The sequence below is a fragment of the Pseudomonas sp. NPDC087804 genome, from assembly GCF_044742965.1.
Classification (GTDB): Bacteria; Pseudomonadota; Gammaproteobacteria; order Pseudomonadales; family Pseudomonadaceae; genus Aquipseudomonas; species Aquipseudomonas rustica.
Genome location: NZ_JBIUVN010000023.1, coordinates 25,566 through 50,567, shown reverse-complemented (window position 1 = coordinate 50,567; position 25,002 = coordinate 25,566). Strand labels below are relative to the sequence as shown.

Below are 25,002 nucleotides of genomic sequence, written 5' to 3'. Positions count from 1 at the left end.
CCGGCCCACGCCAGTTAAAACCGATAACTTCTTCCTGCTGATCTTCCGTGCACTGCGCCACCGCCGTGTACCGATTGCATTGCGCATTGCCAGCCATAACGTGATCCTGGTCGCTCTGGCCCTGGTGATCTATGCCGGCGTGATGGGTTTGCAATTCAAGCAGGCCATGCACCAGCAGGCCGATGCGCTGGGCGAAAGCCTGACCACGCAGACCGCGACCTCTGCCACGGAGCTGTTGGTGTCCAACGACATCCTCAGCCTCAACGTGCTGCTCAACAACCTGACCAAGAACAAACTGGTGGCCCACGCGGCGATCTACAGCGTGGATAACCGCATCCTCGCCGAGTCCGGTCAGCGGCCCAAGCACAGCCTGTTGGGCGAAGCCGAAGGCATGTACGAGAGCAAGATCACGTTCCAGGACGTGACCGCCGGGCAACTGCGCATCAGCCTCGACATGGATCAGTTCCAGCAGCCGATGACCATCAGCCTACAAAGCATGGGCATTCTTAGCGGGATTCTGTTGGCACTGTCGCTGGCCCTGAGCCTGCGCATTGGCCGTAATCTGTCGACGCCACTGCTGCAATTGCGCGTGTGGCTGCGCAACATCGACGAGTACACGCCAGGCACTGATCGTCAGGACGAGATCGGCGATCTGGCGCGTCAACTGCACGCCAACTACGCCCCCGAGCCGGCGCCAGTGCCTGAACCGGAACCCGAGCCGGAATTCGAAGAAGAGGACGACGAGCCCGAGTTCGAAGTGCGCAACCTGCGCGATCCGAGCTTCGACGAAAGCCGTCCGATGGCCGCCCAGAAACCGGCGCCACGCCACGTCGTCAGCACCGTTGAAGACGATGAAGACGACGACGCGTTTGCCGATCTGCGCGACGAATCGCTCGATGCAGCACCGCAACCGGTCGTGCGCAAAGCCACGCCGAGCGTGCCGCAACACAGTGCGGTGCTCGCCGTGCAGCTGGGTTCGCAGGAACAACTGCGTCGCCTGCCGCGTGCGCGTCTGGAAGAATTACTGGAACGTTATCGCGACTGTCTCGATCAGGCCGCTTCGTTGTATCAGGGTGAAATCGAAACCTTGAACGACGGCAGCACGCTGATGCTGTTCCACACCGAAGACAGCGGCGACGATTACCTGACCAACGCGATCTGCTGCGGCGAGCTGCTGCGCGCGCTGGGCCATCAGTTGCAGATTGAAGTCGCGGACAGCGGCATCACCCTGCAATTGCAGTTGGGCCTGACCTTGGGCGATGAGCTGTTTGGGTTGAGCCAGATCGATCTGCTGCTGACTGATTCGGCGCAGGATGCTTTGGCCCTGTCGCAGCACAGCCGCAATCTGCTGCTGGTGGAACGCAAGATTGGTGACGACGCGCTAATCCGCCAACGCGCGCGAATCCGCCCGATCGCCAGCCCTGAGGGCGCTTGCTGTGTGGAGCGGTTGATGGAGCCTTATCCGTCGATGCTGGAACGGCAACTGGCGCGGATGCATGAGCGTCGGGCTTAAGCCTTCGGCCTGAAACACAGAAGCCCGCAGACGAGTGATTGTTTGCGGGCTTTTTTGTTGCCTGCCGAAAAGATCGCAGCCTTCGGCAGCTCCTACAGGGATTTGTGGTGCCCATACCATCCGCGTAACACCCCAAACCTGTAGGAGCTGCCGCAGGCTGCGATCTTTTGCCGCCTAAGCGGCCCTCTTCGCGAGCAAGCCCGCTCCCACAGGATCCCAGGCTGCCCACTCTTTTGAGGACACCCACGACCACTGTGGGAGCGGGCTTGCTCGCGAAGGGGCCAGCACTGCCGACGAAGATCTGGAGGCCCAGACACAACAAAGCCCGCACAAGGCGGGCTCTGTTTTAACTCGATCCAGCGTCAGAAGCGGAACACTTCCATATCCGTCCGAATCGGCGAAGCCATCGGAATCTTCGGCTGCTTATCCGCGTCCGCCGCCGGCGCTGCCGGTTTCGGTGCCGATTTACGCGGCGCTTCAGCCACCGGAGGCTGATTAGCCAACGGTTTCAGCGCCACCGACAACTGCTCAGCCAGACGCTGCAACAAAATCCCCTGCGCCTGAACCTGCGAAGCCGTACTGCCGGCATGCAGCTCTTGCAGATGAATGATGCGGTTATCCCGCACCTGACCACGACGGTCAATCAAACGCCACTGCGCATCAAGGATCGCCGGTTGTTTAACCCCGGAGTCCAGACGCGTGATGGTCAGCAACACCTGCACATCCGGGGTAAACCCGCTGGTGGCCGGTGCCAGCACCACACGTTGGCTGTCGAGGTGACCCGCGACCTGACGCATCAACAACTGATCGATATCCGACGAAAGGCTGCCGGCCCAACGACCATCGGTCGCCGCTTGCAGGCTTCCGTCGGGTTGACGTTGCAGCAGTGTTTCACGTTGCAGGTAATCGGCGACGACTACCGGGCCCAGCAGAACCGCCATGCCCGCGCTTTGCGCAGGCTGAACCGGACTTCCGCTGTCCAGTTGATACAGCGACACCGGCTGGTGAACGCTGCAACCCGCCAGGCCAAGAACGCCGGCGAGCAACAAAATAAGTGGAAGGCGTAGCGCAGTCATCATCCCGTCCAGGTGGCCGCCACAAGGCTGACCACAGTGAAAATACTCAATAAATATGAAGAACGCTCGGCCACGCCGGCGCTTGAAAGGCCATATCATCCGTGAATATGCGTTCCGACTCCAGCGCCAAAGCGTCGATCTACGCGTTAAATCGTGGATCGACGCTTCTAGGACGCCTAATTGAGGTTTTCGACGAGCAGCGCATCCACTCTCTGGAAGCCCCTAGGTAGCTTATTGCCACGACGTCCACGCTCACCTTTGTAGTGTTCGAGGTCGTCGGCCTTCAGCGACAGAGTCCGTTTTCCGGCCTGCAACACCAACGTGGCGCCTTCCGGGATGACGGCGATGTCCGTGACATATTCTTCGCGACTGGCCACACGTTCACCGGAAATACCGATGATCTTGTTGCCTTTGCCCTTCCCTAATTGTGGCAGATCGCTGATCTTGAAGATCAGCAGGCGACCTTCGGTCGTGACCGAGGCCAGCCAGTTGTGCTCACGATCAGCCACTGGGCGTGGCGCGATGACTTTGGCGTTGTTCGGCAGGCTCAACAGGGCTTTACCGGCCTTGTTCTTGGCTTGCAGGTCTTCGCCTTTCACGACGAAACCGTAACCGGCGTCGGAGGCGATCACGTACAACGCGTCGTCTTCCGGCATCAGCACGCATTCAAACGAGGCGCCCGGTGGCGGCGTCAGACGGCCGGTCAACGGTTCGCCCTGGCCACGCGCCGACGGCAAGGTGTGCGCGGCGACCGAATAGCTGCGACCGGTGGAGTCAATCACCACGGCAGACTGATTGGAACGCCCCGCCGCCGAGGTCTTGAAGCCGTCGCCAGCCTTATAGGACAGGCCGGTCGCGTCGATATCGTGACCTTTGGCCGAACGGATCCAGCCTTTTTCCGACAGCACGACGGTGACTTTCTCGTTCGGCAGCAGATCATGCTCGGTCAACGCTTTGGCTTCGCTGCGCTCGACGATTGGCGAACGGCGGTCGTCGCCATAGGTTTCGGCGTCCTTGATCAGCTCGGAGCGCACCAGTTTTTTCAACTTGGCTTCGCTGCCCAGCAACGCTTGCAGCTTGGCTTGTTCCTTGAGCAGTTCGTCCTGCTCGTCGCGCAGCTTCATCTCTTCCAGCCGCGCCAACTGACGCAGACGGGTGTCGAGGATGTAGTCGGCCTGAATCTCGCTGAGGGCGAAACGCTCGATCAGCTTGGCTTTCGGGTGTTCCTCGGTACGGATGATGTGGATCACTTCATCCAGGTTGAGGTAGGCGATCAACAAACCGTCCAACAGGTGCAGACGACGCTCGACTTTATCGAGGCGGAATTGCAGGCGGCGACGCACGGTCTGCACGCGGAATTCCAGCCATTCGACCAGCAAGGCGCGGAGGTTTTTCAGCTGCGGTTTGCCGTCCAGACCGATGATGTTGACGTTGACCCGGTAGGTCGACTCCAGCTCGGTGCTGGCGAACAGGTGCTGCATCAGCGCATCGTGATCGACGCGGCTATTGACCGGAATGATGACGATGCGGCACGGGTTTTCGTGATCGGATTCGTCACGCAGGTCCGCGATCTGCGGCGCTTTCGACGGTTTCGCCTGCATAAGCGCGGCGATCTGCTCCAGCACTTTCGCACCGGAAACCTGATGCGGCAGCGCGGTGACGATGATGTCGCCATCCTCGACGTGGTACACGGCACGCATGCGCACCGAGCCCTTGCCGGTTTCGTACATTTTCAGCAGGTCGGCGCGCGGCGTGATGATTTCCGCTTCGGTCGGATAGTCCGGGCCCTGAATGTGTTCGCAGAGCTGTTCGACTGTAGCTTTCGGCTCATCAAGCAGACGCACGCAAGCAGTGGCGACTTCGCGCAGGTTGTGCGGCGGCACGTCGGTGGCCATGCCCACGGCGATGCCGGTGGTGCCGTTGAGCAGAATGTTCGGCAGGCGCGCCGGCAATACCAGCGGTTCCTGCAGGGTGCCGTCGAAGTTCGGGCCCCAGTCTGCAGTGCCTTGGCCCAGTTCGCTGAGCAGCACTTCGGAATAACGCGACAGGCGCGCTTCGGTGTATCGCATGGCGGCGAAGGACTTCGGATCGTCCGGCGCACCCCAGTTACCCTGGCCGTCGACCAGCGTGTAGCGATAGCTGAACGGCTGGGCCATCAGCACCATCGCTTCGTAGCACGCCGAGTCACCGTGCGGGTGAAACTTACCAAGCACGTCACCGACGGTACGCGCGGATTTCTTGTGCTTGGAATCGGCGTCCAGGCCCAACTCGCTCATCGCATAAATGATGCGACGCTGTACCGGTTTCAGACCGTCGCCGATATGCGGCAGCGCACGGTCCATGATCACGTACATGGAGTAGTTGAGGTAGGCACTTTCGGTGAAGTCAGCCAGCGACCGGCGTTCTACACCGTCCAGGCTGAGATCAAGGGGATTGCTCATGCAGGCCTCATCGGTTCGTTGTCTGGCGCAGCAACATGGTGCCACCGCGCTGAGTAAATTCAAGTTTGTTCAAGGCGCTCATGCCGAGCAGCACCTGATCGCCATGCAACCCCGGCGCCACCAGTGCGCGGACGTCCCGCAGCACGATGTCGCCCAATTGCAGGCGGGCAATTTTGGTTCGATAGCCCTGGCTCAGGCCGTTGGCCGTGCTCAGGGTCACACCGAAACCTTCTTCCAGCTTCAAACGCTTGGCCAGATCCGCCGGGATCGCCACATCGGTCGCACCGGTGTCGAGCATAAACTCCACCGGCTCACCGTTGATCTGACCGCTGGCGACAAAATGCCCTTGGGCATTGCCGGCCAGTTTCACCTCAATAAATCCTTCGCCTTGCTCCGAACTGACTACAACGTTCGGATTCTGCTGGCGTTGCTCCCACTGGCCGAAAAACCGCGTAGCGAGAAACAACGCCGCGCACCAGGCCAGAATCATCAGCACGCGACCGGCGCGTTTGCCCGGGGGTTGCTGACTCAAGGCTTGGCGCTCCAGCCACCGTCAGGCGCGGCAAAGCGCCAGATGATCGGGCGTTTTTCGCCGTCGGCGCGGACGCCTTCATTGTTGTCGATACCGATCCACGCGCCCTGCGCATCCACCACCAAGGCTTCTGCCAGACCGTAGGCCTGTGGGTATTGGCGCTGCGGCTGCAAGGCATCTTCAGCGAACGACCAGCATTGCTCGACTTTAGCCGTGACCGCGTCGCGGCGGCAGATCTCGAAGGCATTGCGTTCCAGCGTGAACAGCTTGCCGTTGAACAGCGACAGATCGGCGAAATCACGGGTGACGGCGCGGGCCTTGGGGAATTGCGGTGGCTGCATTTCCACGCCCGCCTCGCTGAGCAACACACAAGCGCCGTCGCAATCCCAGACCGTTTGCTGACGCTTGATGGTCAGCAGACCACGGCGCTCACGCTCGGCGGCCAACCAGATCTGATCGCCCGCCGGGTTGATCGCCAAGCCTTCGAACAGCGCATTGAAGTGCAGCAACATGCCACTGGCGCGGGCTTCTTTCACCAGCATTGGCGAGATTTTCAGCCATGACGCCGGGCCTTGTGGCGGCACTTGCAACACGGCCGCGTGGGCCTCGCTAACGATGAAGCGATTGCCAGCGTTGTCGCAGGTGATGCCTTCGAAATCCAGATCGCCGCCACGCACAAACGATGCAGCCCACGTGCGTGAGCTGATGCCCCACGGCAAACCGCTGTCAGGCACCGGCGGGACGTCGATGTGCACGGTTTCGGCCTGCCAGACCTTGTCGCCGGTATTGAGACGGTAGATCTGATCGTCATCGCGATCGGACACCGTCCACAACTCGTTACCGCACAGCGCCAGCCCCGAAAGGTTGCCGCCGCGCATGCCGTCGACCGGATGCTCGGCGAGCAGGCGCAGCTCTTGTATCGGCTCGGCCGACACGCTCATTGAACTCAGCAGCAACGCACCCGCCAAGGCCCAGCCAAAGTGCATCAGGTCAGCACCTCGGCGAGGTTGCCTTTGGATTCCAGCCAGGTTTTGCGGTCACCGGCGCGTTTCTTCGCCAGCAGCATGTCCATCATTTCCGAGGTTTCGGCGTAGTCTTCGCCCAGCGTCAGCTGCACCAGACGCCGAGTGTTCGGATCCATGGTGGTTTCACGCAGCTGCGGCGGGTTCATTTCACCCAGACCTTTGAATCGGGTGACCTGCGGTTTGCCGCGTTTCTTCTCGGCAACCAGACGATCGAGAATGCCGTCGCGTTCGGCCTCGTCGAGGGCGTAGTAAATCTCTTTGCCGAGGTCGATGCGGTACAGCGGCGGCATGGCGACGTAGACGTGACCGGCATCCACCAGCGGGCGGAAATGCTGGACGAACAGCGCGCACAGCAGCGTGGCAATGTGCAGACCGTCGGAGTCAGCGTCGGCGAGGATGCAGATCTTGCCGTAGCGCAACTGGCTCATGTCCGCCGCGCCAGGATCGACACCAATAGCGACGGCGATGTTGTGCACTTCCTGACTGGCGAGCACTTCGCTGCCGTCGACTTCCCAAGTGTTGAGGATCTTGCCGCGCAACGGCAGGATCGCCTGGAATTCCTTGTCCCGCGCTTGCTTGGCGGAACCGCCGGCGGAATCACCTTCGACGAGGAACAGTTCGGAGCGCATCGGATCCTGGCCGGCGCAATCCGCCAGTTTGCCCGGCAATGCCGGGCCTGCGGTGACGCGTTTGCGCTCGACCTTCTTGCTCGCCTTGAGACGACGGCCGGCGTTGTTGATCGCCAGTTCGGCCAGGGCCAGACCGGTTTCCGGGTTGGCGTTGAGCCACAGGCTGAAGGCGTCTTTAACCACACCGGAGACGAACGCCGCCGCTTCACGGGACGACAGACGCTCTTTGGTCTGGCCGGAGAATTGCGGCTCCTGCATTTTCATCGACAGGACGAACGCAATGCGCTCCCAGACGTCTTCCGGCGCCAGCTTCACGCCGCGTGGCAGCAGACTGCGGAATTCGCAGAATTCTCGCATCGCATCGAGCAGGCCCTGACGCAAACCGTTGACGTGGGTGCCGCCCTGCGCCGTCGGGATCAGGTTGACGTAACTTTCCTGTACCGCATCGCCACCTTCCGGCAGCCACAGCAGCGCCCAGTCGACGGCTTCTTTATTACCGGCGAACGCGCCGCAGAACGGCTCGTTCGGCAGGCGTTCGAATTCGTTGACGGCGTCGACCAGATACGAGCGCAGGCCGTCTTCGTAATGCCACTCGACTTTTTCGCCGGTGCCTTTGTCTTCGAAGCTGACCAGCAGGCCCGGGCACAGCACAGCCTTGGCCTTGAGCACGTGCTTGAGGCGGCTGATGGAGAATTTTGGTGAATCGAAGTATTTCGGATCCGGCGCGAAGTACACGCTGGTGCCGGTGTTGCGTTTGCCAACGGTGCCGACGATTTCCAGCTCGGTGGCTTTGTAGCCATCGGCGAACGTCATCTGGTATTCGTTGCCGTCACGCTTTACGCGCACGCGTACTTCGGTCGACAAGGCGTTGACCACGGAAATACCCACGCCGTGCAGACCGCCGGAGAACTGGTAGTTCTTGTTGGAAAACTTGCCGCCCGCGTGGAGCTTGGTGAGGATCAGTTCGACGCCCGACACGCCCTCTTCCGGGTGGATGTCGACCGGCATGCCACGGCCGTCATCGCTGACTTCCAGCGAGTGATCGGCGTGCAGGATGACCTGCACCGATTTGGCGTGACCAGCCAGGGCTTCGTCGACGCTGTTGTCGATGACTTCCTGGGCGAGGTGGTTCGGCCGACTGGTGTCGGTGTACATGCCGGGGCGTTTGCGCACCGGGTCGAGGCCCGAGAGGACTTCGATGGCGTCGGCGTTATAAGAGCTAGCGCTGGGAGTGGCCATAGGGTCTCGTCGTCAGTCATTCATGAAATAGGGGCAAGACTTCACAGTGCGGTGAAATCGATTGCCTGATACACATCGGCACCAATGCCGGCAAAACTCAGCAACGCCGGCAATTGCCCGGCAAAGCCTTGGAAACTGTGGTCGCCGCCGGCCTGAATGCGCAAGGCGCAGGCGCGGTAATACTGCTGGGCGAGGCGATAATCCAGTGTTTCATCGCCGGTCTGCAACCATACCTGATAGCGCTGGGCGTCCACAGGTGCTGGCACTTCCAGCTCGGCCAGGGCCGTTACATGGTCGTGGGTCAATTCCCAGGTTTCATCGGTATACAGGTTTTTCTGCGTGCCCAGATAGCCGTCGAACATCCGGTGCGGGCTGACCGCCGGGTTGACCAGCAGGGCTTTCAGGCCATGGCGCTCGGCCAGGTGAGTCGCATAGTAGCCGCCGAGTGAGCTTCCCACCAGCAGCGGGCTGCCCAGCTCGGCGATTGCCTGCTCCAACTGACCGATGGCTTCGCGCGGATGGTGATGCAGGGCCGGGACACGCAGTTTGTCGCTCAAACCCAGTTGCTCCATCACCGTTACCAGCTGACAGGCCTTTTTCGAGGCCGGGGCGCTGTTGAAACCGTGGATATAGAGGATCGAACCGGACATTTGAGCTCCCTGAGTGTCGGCGAAAGATAGCGGAGTTTACAGGGAGTCAGGGCAGGATGGGCCATCCAAATGATGCCTGGCTGCATCCTGTAGGAGCTGCCGAAGGCTGCGATCTTTTGATTCTGTTTTTAAGATCAAAAGATCGCAGCCTGCGGCAGCTCCTACAGGGATTATCAATAGCCGTCAGAGCCGTAATCGACTGTGTAGGCGAAACCGGTGACGCGTTCCACGCCGGTTTCCAGCCGCCCATCCGGCAACAGCCGCAACCAGCGATACCCCGGCGCCTGCTCGCCGACCTTGAAGTCTTCACTGCCCGGCTCAAACTGAATGCACGTCGACGGCGAAGCCATCAGCCGCACGCCATTACGCTCGCGATCAATCTCCTGATGCACATGCCCCCACAACACCGCGCGGGCCTGTGGAAAACGATCCAGCACCTCGAAAAACGCTTCAGGATTGCGCAAACCAATTGGCTCCATCCACGCGCAGCCAATCGGAACCGGATGATGGTGAAAGCACACCAGATGATGCCGCTCCGGCGCTTCGCTCAGCGAACGGGCCAGCAGCTGCAATTGATCGTCCTGCAAATACCCCGGCACTGAGCCGGGTACAGCCGAATCCAGCATCGTCACCCGCCAGTTGCCGATATCCACAATCGGCTCGAGCAATGCGCTTTGAACGGCGGCAACCGCCATGATCATCGGCTCGTCATGATTACCGGGAATCCAGCGCGCCGGCGCGGCAATCTGCGCGCTCATCTGGCGAAACTGTTGATACGACTCCAGCGTGCCGTCCTGGGAAATATCCCCGGTGGCCAGAATCAGATCGATCTGCGGCTGTTGCCCCAGCACCAAATCGATGACCTTTTGCAGGCTCTCGCGGGTGTTCATGCCCAGCAGCGAACCGTCCGCCTCGGCGAACAGATGGCTGTCGGACAACTGCACCAGCAACGCCGGATCGGCGGGGGTCAACGTGGATACGCTCGGCAAGGCGTTCTCCCAAGGCAAAAGCACGGAATCGATCAAGTGCCGCAATTATGCTGGGGGATCAGTAAAAGAGGAAAGCGGTGAACCGGACGCAGTTCACAACTAGCGTACGACTTCGTACTCGTGCCCCAGCGCCAGGCAATGACTCAACCATTCCCCCAGGAACAGATTGAGCTGAGCCTTTTCATCCGGCTGATGCATCGCGGCGTTCGGGTAAGGATAGATGCCGCGAAAGCGTCGTGCATGTTCAGCGCTGACCACTTCGGCCATGCGCGCGTCGTGATAGACCTGCACTTCCAGTTGCGGCACCGGCAGCCACGGCAGGCTGTGTTCCTGACGCACTTGCAAAGTGGTGGTGTACGGGCAGGTTTGCAGCACTTCGAGGGCCAGCACGCCGAGCATCTGCTCGCCCTGGGTCACGGCGATGCGCCGCGCTTCCGGGTCGTTGCGCATGTCCGGCACCAGCCGCATCAGGCGCGCGTAGTTGGCCTCGCAGGCGGCTTGCAGCCCCGCGAGGTCGACTCGATAACGATCGCGCAACTTGTTTACAACCATAACCCCCTCACTTCGGCGCGGTTCAGCGCCAGCCATTGCAAGGCGATGATGCTCGCCGCATTGGCAATGCGTCCGTCACGGACGGCCTGCAAGGCATCTTCAAAGGCCCAGACCGTGACGCGGATATCTTCTGCCTCTTCTTCCAGGCCATGCAGGCCGCCTGCGCCTTCGGTGCTGCAACGCCCCAAGTACAAATGCACCAACTCGTTGCTGCCGCCCGGCGACGGGAAATATTTGGTCATCGGCCACAGGGCCTTGATGTCCAGCCCAGCTTCCTCCTGCGCCTCGCGGTGAGCAACTTCTTCCGGTTGTTCATCCTTGTCGATCAGACCAGCGACCAGCTCGACCAGCCACGGGTTGTCGGTCTTGCCCATGGCGCCGATGCGAAACTGCTCGATCAGCACCACTTCGTCGCGCTGCGGATCGTAAGGCAGCATGCACACGGCATCGTGGCGGACGAAGATTTCACGGTTGATTTCGCGGCTCATGCCCCCGGCGAACAATTCATGGCGCAGGTGCACGCGGTCGAGCTTGTAAAAGCCCTCGTAGCATTTTTCGCGCCGCACGATATCGACGGCGGTCGGAATGGCGTTGGCAAAATCAGTCATGAGCATCCTCTTTACTGCAATTCCATTACGAGGCTGCGCTGCTTGATTGGCAACCTCGACTTCGCGCCATCCTAACGCGCCCGAACGGTTTGATGCAGCCCCTTTACCGTCAGCGGGATGGACGGTGGAGGCGAAACCCACTCTAATTAGCTTAGTGGCGAACTGACTGCCTCGTTGAGAGTCGAAGCGGTAACTTTTTGCCTTCCCTTGTTTTCGAAAGGACGCCTATGTCGCTTTTCAAAATTGCCTCCGTGGCCGCCATCGCCCTGACTCTGGGCGCCTGCGCGAGCCTGTTCCAGCCCAACTACCGCACGCCGCTGGAGACCACTCGCGACGCATCTGAACAGTTGAAACCTGGCTGTTCCAACCCGGATTGTCCGCTGGTGAACATCGACACCCTGCGCTTCCCGGCCGAACCTGCACTGGACGGCATCATCGAAAAACGTCTGCTGCAAATGACCCGCACCGAGAAAAACGCTCCGGTAGCGCCGACCCTGGCGGCTTATCGCGATCAGTTTCTGGCCAGTGCCGGCCCGCGCAACAGCAGCTACCTGCAAGCGAAAGTACGTGAGCAGCATGACGGCTTGGTGATCATCGAGTTGTCGAGCTACCTCGACACCGGCGGCGCGCATGGCAACCCGGGTCGCGGTTTCATCAACTATTCGCGCCAGCAGCACAAGGTGCTGAACCTGTCCGACATGTTGCTGCCGGGTCAGGAAGACGCTTTCTGGAAGGCGGCACAGGTCGCGCACAACAGCTGGTTGATCAGCACCAAGCTCGATCAGGAAGCGGAGTTCGTGAAGAACTGGCCGTTCGTGAAAACCCAGAACGTGGCGCTGACCTATGGCGGCGTGATCCTCAAGTACGACGTGACCACCATTGCGCCTTACGCACTGGGCCACGTCGAACTGAAGATTCCTTATCCGCGTCTGAACGGCATTCTCAAGCCTGAGCTGTTTCCCGGCCGTAACTGAAGGCCCGACCCAGCACTAGCTGCAACAGCCCTGCCAGCACCAGCGCCGGCAGGGTTGCGCCGACATCCGGATACAGATTCGCCAGCAAGTGATAGGTGCTCACGCCACCCAGCCACGCCAACAACGCCGGCCAGCGCAATGCTGCCGATGCGACCTGAGCACTGCGCTTGCGCAGAATGAAGTGATCCACCAGCACCACGCCGAACAGCGGCGCAAACACCGAACCGATCAGCAGCAGAAAATTCTGGTACTGCGCCAACGGCGCCAGCAAGGCGATCAGCGTGCAAATCACGCCGATGGCCAAGGCCAGATGCTCGACTTTCAGACGCAACAGAATCCCGCTGGACACCGCTGCCGAGTGAATATCGGCGAAGGCGTTTTCCGACTCGTCCAACAGAATCAGCAACAGCGGAATACCCAGACCGGCACCGGCCAATGCCAACAGCAGCGCGTTGACTTCACCGCTCGGCGCGAAGGCCAGGGTGTAGGCGACGCCAAGGCTCATCAGCCAGAAATTGCCGATGAAGAAACCGACCGCAGTGCCACCGAACACATTCTTCGCGCGCTTGCCGAATCGCGAGTAATCGGCGATCAGCGGCAGCCACGACAGCGGCATCGCGATGGCAATGTCGAAGCCCACGGCGAATGGCATCGAACCGTCACCGGCGCGCGACCAGAGATCGGCCAGATCGGCTTTGGCAAACAGGTTCCAGGTCAGCCAGATGCACGCGGCGAGCAACAGCCAGATGCCCCACTTGCGCAGGATCTGCCGCACGAAGGTCAACGGGCCACTCACGGCAAGCAAGGTCGCCAGCGCGCCGAAAAACAGCGTCCACAACACCGGGTTCGACCACAGCGAACCTTCGCTGAACGCGCGGGTACCGAGCAGGCTGGCGGCGTCACGCATGACGATGATTTCAAACGAGCCCCAACCGATCAGTTGCAGCAAATTGAGCAGCGCCGGCAGGCTCGCGCCTTTGCTGCCGAGGCTGAGCTTCAGCGCGGCCATCGACGACAGGCCGGTGTCGCTGCCGATCACTCCAACGGCGGCCAGCAGCAGAACGCCGACCAGCGTGCCGAGGAAAATCGCCAATAGCGAACCGGACAGGCCCAAACCCGGCGCGAGCAATGCGCCGGTCTGCAAAACCATCAGGCCGATGCCGAGGGAGAACCACAGGGAAAACAGATCGCGACCACCGAATACACGCTTGTCAGCGGGTACGGCGAGGTCGGGGGAGTAAGTGCTGGGTTGAATGCTCAAGGGTGTTATCTCGGAGGAGTATTTTTTGTCATGTGATCGTTCCCACGCTCTGCGTGGGAATGCCTCTAGGGACGCTCCGCGTCCAGTGACGCGGAGCGTCACGGGCTGCATTCCCACGCGGAGCGTGGGAACGATCAGTACGGGGTCAAACCTTTTTGTACAGCTGACTGCCTTCCTTCTTGAACCGCTCGGCCTGTTCCGCCAGGCCTTGGGCGACGTCCACGTCGACCGCTTCGATCCGCTGGTTGGCCGCGTATTCGCGGACTTCCTGAGTGATCTTCATCGAGCAGAATTTCGGCCCGCACATCGAACAGAAGTGCGCGACCTTCGCCGAATCCTTCGGCAGGGTTTCATCGTGATACGAACGCGCGGTGTCCGGATCGAGGCCGAGGTTGAACTGGTCTTCCCAACGGAATTCGAAACGCGCCTTGCTCAAGGCGTTGTCGCGAATCTGTGCGCCCGGATGCCCTTTGGCCAAGTCCGCCGCATGCGCCGCGATCTTGTAAGTGATGATCCCGGTCTTCACGTCATCCTTGTTCGGCAGGCCCAAGTGTTCCTTCGGCGTCACATAGCAAAGCATCGCGCAACCGAACCAGCCGATCATCGCCGCACCGATACCGGAGGTGATGTGGTCGTAGCCCGGCGCAATGTCAGTGGTCAGTGGGCCGAGAGTGTAGAACGGCGCCTCGTCGCAGCACTCCAGCTGCTTGTCCATGTTCTCTTTGATCAACTGCATCGGCACGTGGCCAGGGCCTTCGATCATGCACTGCACGTCGTGTTTCCAGGCGATCTTGGTCAGCTCGCCCAAGGTCTCCAGTTCGCCGAATTGCGCTTCGTCGTTGGCGTCGGCAATCGACCCCGGACGCAGGCCGTCGCCCAGCGAGAAGCTGACGTCGTAGGCCTTCATGATTTCGCAGATTTCGTCGAAGTGGGTGTAGAGGAAGTTCTCTTTATGGTGCGCCAGGCACCACTTGGCCATGATCGAACCGCCACGGGAAACGATGCCGGTTACGCGTTTAGCGGTCAGCGGCACGTAACGCAGCAGCACGCCGGCGTGGATGGTGAAATAGTCGACGCCCTGCTCGGCCTGCTCGATCAGCGTGTCGCGGAACAGCTCCCAGGTCAGGTCTTCGGCGACGCCATTGACTTTTTCCAGCGCCTGATAAATCGGCACGGTGCCGATCGGCACTGGCGAGTTGCGGATGATCCACTCGCGGGTTTCGTGAATGTGTTTACCGGTGGACAAGTCCATCACGGTGTCCGAACCCCAGCGAATGCCCCAGGTCAGTTTCGCCACTTCTTCTTCGATCGAAGAACCCAGCGCGCTGTTGCCGATGTTGCCGTTGATCTTCACCAGGAAGTTACGGCCGATGATCATCGGTTCCAGTTCGACGTGGTTGATGTTGGCCGGAATGATTGCGCGGCCACGGGCGATTTCTTCGCGGACGAATTCGGCAGTGATTTCTTTCGGGATGCTCGCGCCGAAGCTGTGCCCGGCGTGTTGCTGCGTCAACAGGCCGGCAGCGCGGGCCTCTTGCAGCTTCATGTTTTCGCGGATGGCGACGTATTCCATCTCGGCGGTGATGATGCCTTTACGGGCGTAATGCATCTGGCTGACGTTGGCCCCGGCCTTGGCGCGGCGCGGGTTGTTGACGTGGGCGAAACGCAGTTTGGTCAGCTCGGCATCGGCGAGACGTTGTTGGCCGAAGTTCGAACTCAGGCCTGGCAGGCGCTCGGTGTCGCCACGGTCATCGATCCACGCCGAACGCACATCGCCCAGACCTTTGCGCACATCGATCACCACGTTCGGATCGGTGTACGGGCCGGAGGTGTCGTAAACGGTGACCGGCGCGTTGATTTCACCGCCGAAATCGGTCGGCGTCACGTCGAGGCTGATTTCGCGCATCGGCACGCGGATGTCCGGGCGGGAGCCCTGAACGTAGACTTTTTGCGAACGGGTGAACGGCTTGACCGATTGCTCGTCGACCTTGGCCGAGTCACTCAGGTTGATCGCGTTTTTTGATTTTGTAGTCATCACGGGCTCTCCAGACAGCATCCAGGCAGTGGATTGTCGGAGCAGAACCTGAAAGGCACGGACGCACCAGGACTGGTGCTGTGCATCGTCGTCGAGCGTTCGATTGTCGAACAATTTCCCGGACGAAGCACAAGAGGACTCGCCGGGTGACGAGAAATCTTGTTCCCTACGCAGGCGCTAACCTGATCAGGTTCAACGGGATCCGAAATTATTCGATCTCAGCCTCATAGCAAGGCACCCCGACAAGAACCCGGCCAGTCTAGACACAACTGGCAAAGAACGCCAACACCGCGGCAAACACCATGATGAATGGCGCAAATACAGGGGCTTGGCCGATTGTTGTGAACCGATTGCGCAACTACACTCGCTTTGCCCTGCCGCGCCTTGACGCTACAGGGGCCGCGCCGTAGCCTTGGCGCGCACATTATTTCCATAATATTAATGCTAGGGATCGCCTCATGCTGCGCAAACTCTCACTGGCTATTGCCGTGTCTTGTGCGTCCAACGCAATGGCCTGGGCAGCAGAAGCGCCCTTGTCGACCAAAACCGATCTGGTCAGCGTTTACCAGGAAGCGGTCGATAACAATGCCGATCTGGCCGCCGCCCGCGCCCAGTACGGCGCACAGAAAGAAGTGGTGCCACAGGCCCGCGCAGGTTTGCTGCCAAACCTGTCCGGCGGCGCCGAAACCGCCAACGTGCGCACCTCGATTGATCAGCCTTCAGCCATCGCCAACCGCAGCGCGCATTCGTATCAGGCGACCCTCGCCCAACCGTTGTTCCGCGCCGATCGCTGGTTCCAGTATCAGGCCGCGAAGGACGTCAACGAGCAAGCCGCACTGCAACTGTCGGCTACCGAGCAGAACCTGATCCTGCAATCGGCGGAAAGCTATTTCAACGTGCTGCGCAGTCAGGACAACCTGGCCTCGACCAAGGCTGAAGAAGCCGCGTTCAAGCGCCAGCTCGACCAGTCCAACGAGCGTTTCGATGTCGGCCTGTCGGACAAGACCGACGTCCTGCAATCGCAAGCCAGTTACGACACCGCACGGGCCAACCGCATCGTTGCCCAGCGTCAGGTAGATGATGCGTTTGAAGCGCTGATCACCCTGACCAACCGTCAGTACAACTCGATTCAGGGCATCGTTCACTCGCTGCCGATCCTGCCGCCAGCGCCGAACGATGCTAAATCGTGGGTTGATACGGCGGCACGCCAGAACCTGAATTTGCTGGCCAGTAACTACGCCGTCAGCTCGGCCGAAGAGACATTGAAGCAGCGCAAGGCCGGTCACTTGCCGACCCTCGATGCTGTGGCCAAATACGAAAAGGGTGACAACGACGCCCTCGGTTTCGCCAACCCGAATTCGTTCGGCGCGCCTTACGGTGGCAACGTTGAACAGACCACCGTCGGCCTGCAACTGAGCGTGCCGATTTACAGCGGCGGGCTGACCAGTTCGCAAGTGCGTCAGTCGTATGCGCAGCTGGATCAGAGCGAACAACAGCGCGAATCCCTGCGTCGGCAGATCGTCGAAAACACCCGCAACCTGCACCGCGCGGTGAACACCGACGTCGAGCAGGTACAGGCGCGCAAGCAATCAATCATTTCCAACCAGAGCGCAGTGGAAGCCACGGAAATCGGTTATCAGGTCGGTACGCGCAACATCGTTGACGTGCTCGATGCGCAGCGTCAGCTGTACACCTCGGTGCGCAACTACAACAACACGCGGTATGACTACATCCTCGACAACCTGCGCTTGAAGCAGGCGGCGGGGACGTTGAATCCCGGCGACCTGGAAGATCTGCGACGCTATCTGAAAGCCGACTACAACCCGGACAAGGATTTCCTGCCGCCGGATCTGGCCAAGGCTGCGGAAGAGCAACTCAAGGCCCGCCCGTAAACAATCTGGATGAATCCCCTGTGGCGAGGGGATTTATCCCCGTTCGGCTGCGCAGCAGTCGCATTACAGGTGAACACGGTTTTCCCGAATCACCGCGGTGAATGGTTTTGGGGCTGCTTCGCAACCCAACGGGGATAAATCCCCTCGCCACAGTAATATTCCAAGCGACTATTTGATCAGCCGCGCCAAGCCATCCAGCAACCGCTGCAACGCGCCCTGATTGCGGCGCATCACCGCCAGCCCGGCGTCGGCAATGCGTTGCGCATCACGCGGCAACTCGAACAAGCGCTGCACTTCCACCGCCAGCCCTTCGGCATCCTCCACTTCTGCCAACGCCCCGGCCTCACGCAATTGCGCGGCGATGTCGAGGAAGTTGAACAGGTGCGGGCCGCTGAGCACCGGTTTCGCCAAGGCTGCTGGCTCCAGCAAATTATGCCCGCCGTTCGCCACCAGACTGCCGCCAACAAACGCACTGTCGGCCAAGGCATACAGAAACAGCAATTCGCCCATGGTGTCGCCGAGCAGTACAGAAGTCTGCGCATCGACATTGGCCCCGGTCGAACGTCGCACCGTGGAGAAACCTTCACGCTGACATAGCTCAAACACCGAGTTGAAACGCTCAGGATGGCGCGGCACCAGAATCAGCAACGCGTCCGGGTGATTGGCCAGCAAACGACGATGGGCATCAAGCACCACTTCGTCCTCGCCTTCGTGAGTGCTGGCGGCGATCCACACCGGACGCTCCAGCGCCTGCCATTGCCCACGCAATTCGGCGGCGCGTTGCAGCAGTGCGGGGTCAATGGTCAGGTCGAATTTGATCGAGCCCGTCACCTCGACCGTTTCCGGACGCGCGCCCAGATCACGGAAGCGCTGCGCTTCTGCCTCAGTCTGAATGGCAAAAAAACTCATCTCGGCGAGCATCGGCGCCGTCAGTTTGCGGAACCGCCCATAACCGCGAGCCGAACGCTCGGACAAGCGTCCGTTGGCCAACGCCACCGGAATCCCGCGTTTGGCGCACTGATGAATGTGGTTGGGCCACAACTCGGTTTCCATGATCACCGCGAGTTTCGGTTGCACGCGATCAAGAAACCGCGCCGCCGCACACGGCAAGTCATACGGCAGGTAGCAGTGCTGGATGCGCGGCTCGTTGGCGAACAGCGCTTGAATCCGCTCCGAACCGGTCGGGGTCATGCAGGTCACGGTGATCGGCAGGTGTGGATAACGTTGCAGCAGCGCGCGGATCATCGGCGCCGCAGCGATGCTTTCGCCCACCGACACCGCGTGCACCCAGATGCCACCGGGTTGCAGCGTCGGCATGCCGTAGGAGAAACGTTCGCCAATCCGCTTGGCATACGCCGGCGCCTTGCGCGCCCGCAGCCACAGCCGAATCGCCACCAATGGCAGCCCCAGGTAAAACAGCGCGGTGTATAGAGTTCTATTCATGGCGGCGGAGTTTATCGACTTTTGTCGCCGATCGCCCGCAAGTGCACGGCAAAACGCTCCGCCAGCCAACGCGCCGCCGGGCCGAGCGGCTCGTCACGGCGCCAGACCAGTTCCACCACCAGCGCCGGCGGTGTCCATTCGCTGTCGAGTTCGACCATCAAACCCTGATACGCCGAGTACTGCACGACGTGGCGTGGCAGCCACGCCCAGCCGAGATCGCGCACCAGCCATTCGGCCATCACGTAGTAGCTGTCGGCGCGCCACACCTGCGGGCTGGCCGGTTCGTTGCCGGGGTAGACACTGGTTTGGGTCGACATCAATAGTTGCCGATGCTGCGCCATCTGCTGACATGTGACGTAGCTCTGCGTCGCCAACGGATGATTGATCCCGCAGACAGTGACCATTTCCACGCTGCCAAGCACGCGGCGCTCCAGCGCTTCGGGGATTTCATCGTGATAGAACAGCAGGCCGAGGTCGGCGCGACGCTCTTCCAGTTTGCGCGCGACTTCACCTTGCGCGGCGCTGGTCAGTTGCACTTCGAGGCTGGGGAATTGCTCGGCCAGTGCGCCGAAACTTTCCACCAATGCCTGATAAGGCATCGCTTCATCCTGCGCCACGCGCAACTGCGCTTCCTGACCGCGCATCATCGCCATCGCCCGGCCGTTGAGGCGCTCGCACTGGCGCAGCACTTCCCGCGCCTCTTCGAGCAACGCCTCCCCCGCTTCGGTGAGGGTCGGCTGGCGACCGCTGCTACGCTCGAACAGGCTGACACCGAGATCGTCTTCGAGCATGGCGATGGCGCTGCTGATCGCCGACTGCGCCTTGCGCTGCTGCCGCGCCACGGCGGAAAACGAGCGCTGCTCGGCTACGCTGACAAACACCCGAAGTTGATCCAGATTCCACTGCATGTTGACTCGCTAACCCATCTTCAGAACAGATAGGTAATGACTTTACCCCATCTGGTGAACCTCTAAAATGCCGGCTCAGTAAAGCAACGTTTCACCTTGAGGATTTGAACCATGAACGCCTACGCCTACCTGGCCATTGCCATCTGCGCCGAAGTGATCGCCACCGTGTCGATGAAAGCCGTCAAAGGCTTCAGCACGCCGCTGCCGCTGGTGTTGGTCATCGTCGGTTACGGCATCGCGTTCTGGATGCTGACGCTGGTGGTGCGCACGGTGCCAGTCGGCGTGGCCTACGCGGTGTGGGCGGGGATGGGGATTGTGATGGTCAGCGTCGCGGCGCTGTTTATTTATGGGCAGAAACTGGATGTGCCGGCGATGCTCGGGATGGCGCTGATCGTACTGGGCGTCGTCGTCATCCAGCTGTTCTCGAAAACCGCCGGCCACTAATCGGCAAACACCTATCCCTGTAGGAGCAGAGCTTGCTCGCGAAGGCGTCGTGTCAGGCAAAAAATTCATCCCAGACACACCGCTTTCGCGAGCAAGCTTGGCTCCTACAGGTTTTGCATTCGTCGCATTGATCATCGACAAATCCCGCGCTTTGCCGAGTCTGTATACTGCGCCCTCGTCTTGAACACCTGAGGTCGTTGCATGCCATCCGTTATTTCCACCGACGTTCTGATTGTCGGCGCTGGTGTCGCCGGCCTCTGGCTGAACGCGCGTCTGCGCCGTCAGGGTTTTTCGACCGTGCTGGTGGAAAGCGCCAGCCTCGGTGGCGGGCAGACCGTGAAGTCCCAGGGCATCATCCATGGCGGCGCCAAATACGCGCTGCACGGTGCGCTGACCGGTGCTTCGGAAGCCATCGCCGACATGCCGCGCCGCTGGCGTGAAGCGCTGGCAGGAGACGGCGAGCTGGATCTGTCCGGCGTGCGCCTGCTGTCCGAAGCTCACTATCTGTGGTCGCCCGGCACCCTCGCCGGCAACCTCACCAGTTTCTTCGCCAGTAAAGCCGTGCGTGGCCGCGTTGATCAGGTCAAGGGCGAGCAACTGCCGCCGGCCCTGCAAGACAAACGCTTCAAGGGCAAGGTCTACCGCCTCGCCGAACTGGTGGTGGACGTGCCGAGTCTGGTTCAGCGTCTCGCCGATCTGGCCGGCGACGGTCTGCTCGCCGGGCAAACCATCGAACCGCTGCTGGAAGCGGGCGTGCTGGTTGGCCTGAAAGTCGATGGCCGCGAGATTCGTGCGCAACGCATCGTGCTCAGCGCCGGCGCCGGTACTGCGCAATTGCTTGAAGACCTCGGCCTGAGCCAACCGGCCATGCAACGTCGACCGCTGCACATGATCATCGCCAAAGGCCCGGGCCTGAAGCCGCTGTACGCGCACTGCCTGGGCGGCGGCACCAAACCGCGCATCACCGTGACCACCCATCCTGCCGCTGACGGTCAGTGGGTCTGGTACATGGGCGGCGACATCGCCGAAAGCGAAGGCGTGCACCGCGAACCCGCCGAGCAGATCGCCACTGCACAAAAAGAGATCGCCCAGTTGCTGCCGTGGATTGACCTCAGTACCACGCAATGGGCGACCTTGCGCGTTGACCGTGCCGAACCGCTGCAAACCGGGCTGACCCGCCCGGACAACGCCTTCCTCGCCGAGCAGGGCCGGTTGCTGGTCGGCTGGCCGACCAAACTGGCGCTGGCGCCGGACTTCGCTGATCGCGTGATCGCTGCACTTGAGCGCGACGGCATTCAGCCCCACGCCAGCGAACCGTTACCGGCCCTGCCGAAACCACCGATGGGCGTTCCTGCCTGGGAGCAACTGCTGCCATGAGCCTTCCGAGCCTGCACGACTTCCACCGCCCGCTGGGCAGCACCGGCCTGACGGTTTCGCCGCTGGGTCTGGGCACGGTCAAACTCGGCCGCGACCAAGGCGTGAAATACCCCAACGGTTTTCAGATCCCCGGCGATGACGAAGCGCGGATGTTGCTGCGCCAGGCGCGCGAACTGGGTATCAACCTGATCGACACTGCCCCCGCTTATGGTCGCAGCGAAGAACGCCTCGGCCCGCTGCTGCGTGATCAGCGTCAGGACTGGGTAATCGTCAGCAAGGTCGGTGAAGAGTTTGCCGATGGCCTGTCGCACCACGACTTCAGCGCTGCGCATACACGCATGTCGGTTGAACGCAGTCTGCAACGTCTTGAAACCGATTTTATCGATCTGGTTCTGGTGCATTCCGACGGCAACGACATGGCGATTCTTGAGCACGAAGAAGTTTACGCAACCCTCGCCGCACTCAAGGCCGAAGGCAAGATTCGCGGCTTCGGCTTCTCCGGCAAAACAGTCGAGGGTGGCTTGAAAGCCCTGGAGCAGGGGGACTGCGCGATGGTCACCTACAATCTGAACGAACAGAGCGAGAAAGCAGTCATTGACTATGCTGCTGCCCACGGCAAAGCCATTCTGGTGAAAAAGGCCTTGGCCAGCGGTCACGTTTGCCTGAGCCCGGGAGTCGATCCGGTGCGCGCCAGCTTCGAGTTGTTGTTTGCCCAGCCAGGCGTAGCCAGTGCTATTGTCGGAACGATCAATCCGCTGCACCTCGCCCACAACGTTGCGACCGTAGCCCAAGTCCTTCGTGGTCACTGACGCCGCCCCGCGGCATTAAGCAGGAGCCGACATGCCGCGCACGCTCATCAGAAAGAACCCGAGCAACTTCAAAACCCTGCCACTGTTCGTCGAAGCCACGCCCGAAGGCCTGGCCTATCAGAGCGTCGGCATGCCGCTGAATTTTTCCCAGACCTTGCAGCGGCGCAAACCGGTGAGTGTGGCGGACGCCGAGCGTTTTTCGCTGGAACTGGCCAACCTCGGTGTTTCGGTGCGCCTGACCCTGCATTGGCAGAATCGCGATTACTGGGTACTGGTGCGTCAACGGCGGCAGGATCGCGGCGACGTGGTGCTGAAACTGATTTCCGGTTATGTGCCGGCGCACGAACTGAACATTCCGTTGCACACGGCGATTCAGGAAATTGCTGAAGAGTGTTTGCTGGAAACCCCGGAAGGCTGGCTCGGCGGCCGATTCAACGATACGTGGCTGCCGGCGCCCTACTCGTCTGCCCTGCATTATCGTGAAGCGCTGCCGTTTCGTTTGTCGCCGCTGTCGGGTTCAGCGCGACCGGTGCGCTGCGCCAATCTGCAATTGCAGGAACGGCCACGGGCTTATGTGCATTTGCCGACGGCGTCGCTGCAATTGATTTACGACCTGCGCCTGGACGTGCCAAAGGAAGCCAAATCCTTGAGCCTGTTTCATGTCGATGAGCGGCTGGAAGGCGATCAACTGGTGGCGCGGCTGGATCGCAAGCGGCCGGATCTTTATCTGATGCCGTTGCAGGACGGTCAGCCGTTGCCGGAGTTGTACACCCTGAAAAAGGATCAACTGTATCCGGCGAGCACCCGTGGTTTGTATCTGGCGGAAAGCTTCGCCCGCCAGGAGGGCTGGCTGGTGCGCGATGAGCGGATTCGCTGGAAGGACTGGTTGCGTCAGCAGGGTCTGACGCCACCGGAGAAGACGACTGGCCTCGCGCGATTACGCGGCAAGGCCAAGCAATTGCTGAAGAAAATCGTACCGCGCAAGAAAGTGAATTCCTGAAAGCAAAAGATCGCAGCCTGCGGCAGCTCCTACAGGGGAATACATTCCAATGTAGGAGCTGCCGCAGGCTGCGATCTTTTGACCTTAATGACCGCGGATTTTTTCCACAATCGCCGTGGTCGAGCTGTTTTCCACCAGCCCCAGCACTTTCACCGTGCCGCCATAAGCGGTGACGATATCCGCGCCAACCACCTGATCAATGCCGTAATCCCCGCCCTTGACCAACACATCCGGCTTGACCTCACGCAGCAGGTTCTCCGGCGTGCCTTCAGGGAAGCTGATCACCCAATCCACCGCGCCCAGACCGGCAAGAACCGCCATACGACGGTCGACGCTATTGATCGGACGGCCCGGGCCTTTCAGACGGCTGACAGAGGCGTCATCGTTGATCGCCACGATCAGGCGATCACCTTGGGCGCGGGCCTGTTCCAGATAGGTCACGTGGCCGGCATGCAGAATGTCGAAGCAGCCATTGGTGAAGACGATGCGTTCGTTGTGCGCGCGAGCATCGTCAACCGCCAGCAGCAGTTGCTCCAGACCCAGCACGCCACGCTCCGAACCTTCTTCGCGCTGGATTGCGCGACGCAGTTCCGGGGCGCTGATCGCCGCCGTACCCAATTTGCCAACGACGATGCCGGCGGCCAGGTTGGCCAGGGCCACCGCGTGAGGCAATTCTTCGCCCGCCGCGATCGCTGCCGCCAACGTGGAAATAACGGTATCGCCGGCACCGGTGACGTCGAACACTTCGCGGGCACGTGCCGGCAAGTGCAGCGCCGGATGATCCGGGCGCAACAGAGTCATGCCGTGCTCGCCGCGGGTCACCAGCAGCGCGCCGAGCTCGAGGTCGTGCATCAGGGTCGCGCCCTTGCTCACCAGCTCGTGCTCATCGGCGCAACCGCCGACGATGGTTTCGAATTCGCTGAGGTTCGGCGTGATCAGGCTGGCGCCACGGTAGATCGAGAAATCCTTGCCCTTCGGATCGGCCAGCACCGGAATGCCTTTGGCACGCGCGGCCTGGATCAGCACCTGATGGTTTTTCAACGCGCCTTTGCCGTAGTCCGACAGCACCAGCACCTTGATGCCTTCGAGCAAGTCTTCGACCTGCGAGGCCAGGGCTAATGCGTCAGTGGCAAACGGTTCTTCAAAGTCGATACGCAGCAATTGCTGGTGCCGGCTCATGACCCGCAGTTTGACGATGGTCGGCTGATGCGCAATACGCTGGAACAGAGCACGAACGCCCGCACCTTTGAGACTGTTGCTCAGGCTGTCGGCAGCTTCGTCATCGCCGGTCACACCGACCAGCGACGCCGGCGCACCCAGCGCGGCAATGTTCAAGGCAACGTTGGCAGCGCCGCCCGGACGGTCTTCGATTTGCTCGACTTTAACGACCGGCACCGGCGCCTCAGGGGAAATCCGTGAGGTACCACCATGCCAATAACGGTCGAGCATGACATCGCCGACCACCAAGACAGGGGCTTGATCGAATCGCGGCATGGACAACTTCATGGAGCAACCCACATACAAAATGAACAGGGGCGCGATATTAACACAGGGTTGGCGCCGGCTTGCGCGCAGGCTGCAACAGGATGAAACAGGTGGGTTTTC

The 25,002-nt window shown here is 60.9% G+C and carries 21 protein-coding genes and 1 riboswitch; of the genes, 7 read left to right on the top strand and 14 right to left on the bottom strand.

Annotation, left to right across the window (positions count from 1 at the left end; genetic code table 11):
• The coding region (locus ACIOMO_RS22030; protein ID WP_401243567.1) for an AhpA/YtjB family protein at positions 1-1,513 on the top strand (1,513 nt) is incomplete at its 5' end.
• A 362-nt stretch (positions 1,514-1,875) separates the two neighbouring features.
• On the opposite strand, the gene ACIOMO_RS22025 is transcribed toward ACIOMO_RS22030, so the two are convergent.
• From ACIOMO_RS22025 to ACIOMO_RS21985, 9 genes are all read right to left on the bottom strand, one after another.
• Positions 1,876-2,589, bottom strand: coding sequence for a membrane integrity-associated transporter subunit PqiC (locus tag ACIOMO_RS22025; protein WP_053116751.1), 714 nt, complete (start codon positions 2,587-2,589; stop codon positions 1,876-1,878).
• Positions 2,590-2,765: 176 nt separating this feature from the next.
• Positions 2,766-5,030, bottom strand: a complete 2,265-nt coding sequence (gene parC, locus ACIOMO_RS22020; protein WP_401243565.1) for a DNA topoisomerase IV subunit A — start codon at positions 5,028-5,030, stop codon at positions 2,766-2,768.
• Positions 5,031-5,037: 7 nt separating this feature from the next.
• Positions 5,038-5,562, bottom strand: coding sequence for a TIGR02281 family clan AA aspartic protease (locus tag ACIOMO_RS22015; protein WP_053116749.1), 525 nt, complete (start codon positions 5,560-5,562; stop codon positions 5,038-5,040).
• On the bottom strand, positions 5,559-6,548 hold the full coding sequence (locus ACIOMO_RS22010) for an esterase-like activity of phytase family protein (protein ID WP_053116748.1): 990 nt from the start codon (positions 6,546-6,548) through the stop codon (positions 5,559-5,561). Before ACIOMO_RS22010 ends, ACIOMO_RS22015 begins: the two co-directional genes overlap by 4 nt.
• A complete protein-coding gene (gene parE, locus ACIOMO_RS22005; protein WP_053116747.1) occupies positions 6,548-8,455 on the bottom strand; it encodes a DNA topoisomerase IV subunit B in 1,908 nt (635 codons plus the stop codon). The genes ACIOMO_RS22010 and parE overlap by 1 nt, the downstream gene beginning before the upstream one ends.
• 41 nt (positions 8,456-8,496) lie before the next feature.
• Positions 8,497-9,105, bottom strand: coding sequence for a YqiA/YcfP family alpha/beta fold hydrolase (locus ACIOMO_RS22000; protein WP_053116746.1), 609 nt, complete (start codon positions 9,103-9,105; stop codon positions 8,497-8,499).
• Between the two features lie 173 nt (positions 9,106-9,278).
• Complete coding sequence (gene cpdA, locus ACIOMO_RS21995) at positions 9,279-10,094, bottom strand: 3',5'-cyclic-AMP phosphodiesterase (protein ID WP_401243562.1); 816 nt, start codon at positions 10,092-10,094, stop codon at positions 9,279-9,281.
• Between the two features lie 99 nt (positions 10,095-10,193).
• Positions 10,194-10,646, bottom strand: coding sequence for a DUF1249 domain-containing protein (locus ACIOMO_RS21990; RefSeq protein ID WP_053116744.1), 453 nt, complete (start codon positions 10,644-10,646; stop codon positions 10,194-10,196).
• Positions 10,637-11,254 carry an NUDIX domain-containing protein gene (locus ACIOMO_RS21985; RefSeq protein ID WP_401243560.1) on the bottom strand — a complete coding sequence of 206 codons (618 nt, stop codon included), beginning with the start codon at positions 11,252-11,254 and terminating at the stop codon, positions 10,637-10,639. The genes ACIOMO_RS21990 and ACIOMO_RS21985 overlap by 10 nt, the downstream gene beginning before the upstream one ends.
• 227 nt (positions 11,255-11,481) lie before the next feature.
• Between ACIOMO_RS21985 and ACIOMO_RS21980 the strand changes: the two genes are divergently transcribed.
• Positions 11,482-12,228 (top strand): RsiV family protein, encoded by a 747-nt coding sequence (locus ACIOMO_RS21980; RefSeq protein ID WP_053116742.1) that lies wholly within the window; start codon positions 11,482-11,484, stop codon positions 12,226-12,228.
• Here the strand turns inward: ACIOMO_RS21980 and cytX are convergent.
• Complete coding sequence (gene cytX, locus ACIOMO_RS21975) at positions 12,197-13,489, bottom strand: putative hydroxymethylpyrimidine transporter CytX (protein WP_064117169.1); 1,293 nt, start codon at positions 13,487-13,489, stop codon at positions 12,197-12,199. The genes ACIOMO_RS21980 and cytX overlap by 32 nt on opposite strands.
• Positions 13,490-13,634: 145 nt before the next feature.
• Positions 13,635-15,524 carry a phosphomethylpyrimidine synthase ThiC gene (thiC, locus tag ACIOMO_RS21970; protein ID WP_053116740.1) on the bottom strand — a complete coding sequence of 630 codons (1,890 nt, stop codon included), beginning with the start codon at positions 15,522-15,524 and terminating at the stop codon, positions 13,635-13,637.
• 146 nt (positions 15,525-15,670) lie between these two features.
• A riboswitch (TPP riboswitch) is annotated at positions 15,671-15,776 on the bottom strand.
• A 206-nt stretch (positions 15,777-15,982) separates the two neighbouring features.
• Here thiC and ACIOMO_RS21965 point away from each other — a divergent pair.
• Positions 15,983-17,416, top strand: coding sequence for a TolC family outer membrane protein (locus ACIOMO_RS21965; protein WP_053116739.1), 1,434 nt, complete (start codon positions 15,983-15,985; stop codon positions 17,414-17,416).
• Positions 17,417-17,584: 168 nt separating this feature from the next.
• Here the strand turns inward: ACIOMO_RS21965 and waaA are convergent, their stop codons facing one another.
• Positions 17,585-18,859, bottom strand: coding sequence for a lipid IV(A) 3-deoxy-D-manno-octulosonic acid transferase (waaA, locus tag ACIOMO_RS21960; RefSeq protein WP_401243557.1), 1,275 nt, complete (start codon positions 18,857-18,859; stop codon positions 17,585-17,587).
• Positions 18,860-18,870: 11 nt separating this feature from the next.
• Positions 18,871-19,767, bottom strand: coding sequence for a LysR family transcriptional regulator (locus tag ACIOMO_RS21955; RefSeq protein WP_053116737.1), 897 nt, complete (start codon positions 19,765-19,767; stop codon positions 18,871-18,873).
• A 111-nt stretch (positions 19,768-19,878) separates the two neighbouring features.
• On the opposite strand from ACIOMO_RS21955, the gene ACIOMO_RS21950 reads away from it, so the two are divergent.
• The 4 genes from ACIOMO_RS21950 to ACIOMO_RS21935 all read left to right on the top strand — a co-directional run bounded on the left by ACIOMO_RS21950 (position 19,879) and on the right by ACIOMO_RS21935 (position 23,397).
• On the top strand, positions 19,879-20,211 hold the full coding sequence (locus tag ACIOMO_RS21950; protein WP_053116736.1) for a multidrug efflux SMR transporter: 333 nt from the start codon (positions 19,879-19,881) through the stop codon (positions 20,209-20,211).
• Positions 20,212-20,412: 201 nt separating this feature from the next.
• On the top strand, positions 20,413-21,588 hold the full coding sequence (locus ACIOMO_RS21945; protein ID WP_053116735.1) for an FAD-binding oxidoreductase: 1,176 nt from the start codon (positions 20,413-20,415) through the stop codon (positions 21,586-21,588).
• Entirely contained in the window at positions 21,585-22,397 is an 813-nt protein-coding gene (locus tag ACIOMO_RS21940; RefSeq protein WP_212544885.1) for an aldo/keto reductase, read from the top strand. Before ACIOMO_RS21945 ends, ACIOMO_RS21940 begins: the two co-directional genes overlap by 4 nt.
• Before the next feature lie 31 nt (positions 22,398-22,428).
• Positions 22,429-23,397, top strand: coding sequence for a metal ABC transporter ATPase (locus tag ACIOMO_RS21935; RefSeq protein WP_159811694.1), 969 nt, complete (start codon positions 22,429-22,431; stop codon positions 23,395-23,397).
• 84 nt (positions 23,398-23,481) lie between these two features.
• Here ACIOMO_RS21935 and hldE read toward each other — a convergent pair whose 3' ends face one another.
• Positions 23,482-24,903 (bottom strand): bifunctional D-glycero-beta-D-manno-heptose-7-phosphate kinase/D-glycero-beta-D-manno-heptose 1-phosphate adenylyltransferase HldE, encoded by a 1,422-nt coding sequence (gene hldE / locus ACIOMO_RS21930; protein ID WP_159811693.1) that lies wholly within the window; start codon positions 24,901-24,903, stop codon positions 23,482-23,484.
• Positions 24,904-25,002: the final 99 nt, after the last annotated feature.

Excerpts from the sequence above, each read along its gene's own strand:
- ACIOMO_RS21950 (WP_053116736.1), top strand. The coding sequence starts at position 19,879 with ATGAACGCCTACGCCTACCTGGCCATTGCCATCTGCGCCGAAGTGATC.
- waaA (WP_401243557.1), bottom strand. The coding sequence starts at position 18,859 with ATGAATAGAACTCTATACACCGCGCTGTTTTACCTGGGGCTGCCATTG.
- ACIOMO_RS21980 (WP_053116742.1), top strand. The coding sequence starts at position 11,482 with ATGTCGCTTTTCAAAATTGCCTCCGTGGCCGCCATCGCCCTGACTCTG.
- parE (WP_053116747.1), bottom strand. The coding sequence starts at position 8,455 with ATGGCCACTCCCAGCGCTAGCTCTTATAACGCCGACGCCATCGAAGTC.
- ACIOMO_RS21935 (WP_159811694.1), top strand. The coding sequence starts at position 22,429 with ATGCCGCGCACGCTCATCAGAAAGAACCCGAGCAACTTCAAAACCCTG.
- ACIOMO_RS21965 (WP_053116739.1), top strand. The coding sequence starts at position 15,983 with ATGCTGCGCAAACTCTCACTGGCTATTGCCGTGTCTTGTGCGTCCAAC.
- ACIOMO_RS21990 (WP_053116744.1), bottom strand. The coding sequence starts at position 10,646 with ATGGTTGTAAACAAGTTGCGCGATCGTTATCGAGTCGACCTCGCGGGG.
- hldE (WP_159811693.1), bottom strand. The coding sequence starts at position 24,903 with ATGAAGTTGTCCATGCCGCGATTCGATCAAGCCCCTGTCTTGGTGGTC.
- ACIOMO_RS21985 (WP_401243560.1), bottom strand. The coding sequence starts at position 11,254 with ATGACTGATTTTGCCAACGCCATTCCGACCGCCGTCGATATCGTGCGG.
- ACIOMO_RS22000 (WP_053116746.1), bottom strand. The coding sequence starts at position 9,105 with ATGTCCGGTTCGATCCTCTATATCCACGGTTTCAACAGCGCCCCGGCC.
- ACIOMO_RS21940 (WP_212544885.1), top strand. The coding sequence starts at position 21,585 with ATGAGCCTTCCGAGCCTGCACGACTTCCACCGCCCGCTGGGCAGCACC.
- ACIOMO_RS21955 (WP_053116737.1), bottom strand. The coding sequence starts at position 19,767 with ATGCAGTGGAATCTGGATCAACTTCGGGTGTTTGTCAGCGTAGCCGAG.
- ACIOMO_RS21945 (WP_053116735.1), top strand. The coding sequence starts at position 20,413 with ATGCCATCCGTTATTTCCACCGACGTTCTGATTGTCGGCGCTGGTGTC.
- ACIOMO_RS22010 (WP_053116748.1), bottom strand. The coding sequence starts at position 6,548 with ATGCACTTTGGCTGGGCCTTGGCGGGTGCGTTGCTGCTGAGTTCAATG.
- thiC (WP_053116740.1), bottom strand. The coding sequence starts at position 15,524 with ATGACTACAAAATCAAAAAACGCGATCAACCTGAGTGACTCGGCCAAG.
- ACIOMO_RS22025 (WP_053116751.1), bottom strand. The coding sequence starts at position 2,589 with ATGACTGCGCTACGCCTTCCACTTATTTTGTTGCTCGCCGGCGTTCTT.
- parC (WP_401243565.1), bottom strand. The coding sequence starts at position 5,030 with ATGAGCAATCCCCTTGATCTCAGCCTGGACGGTGTAGAACGCCGGTCG.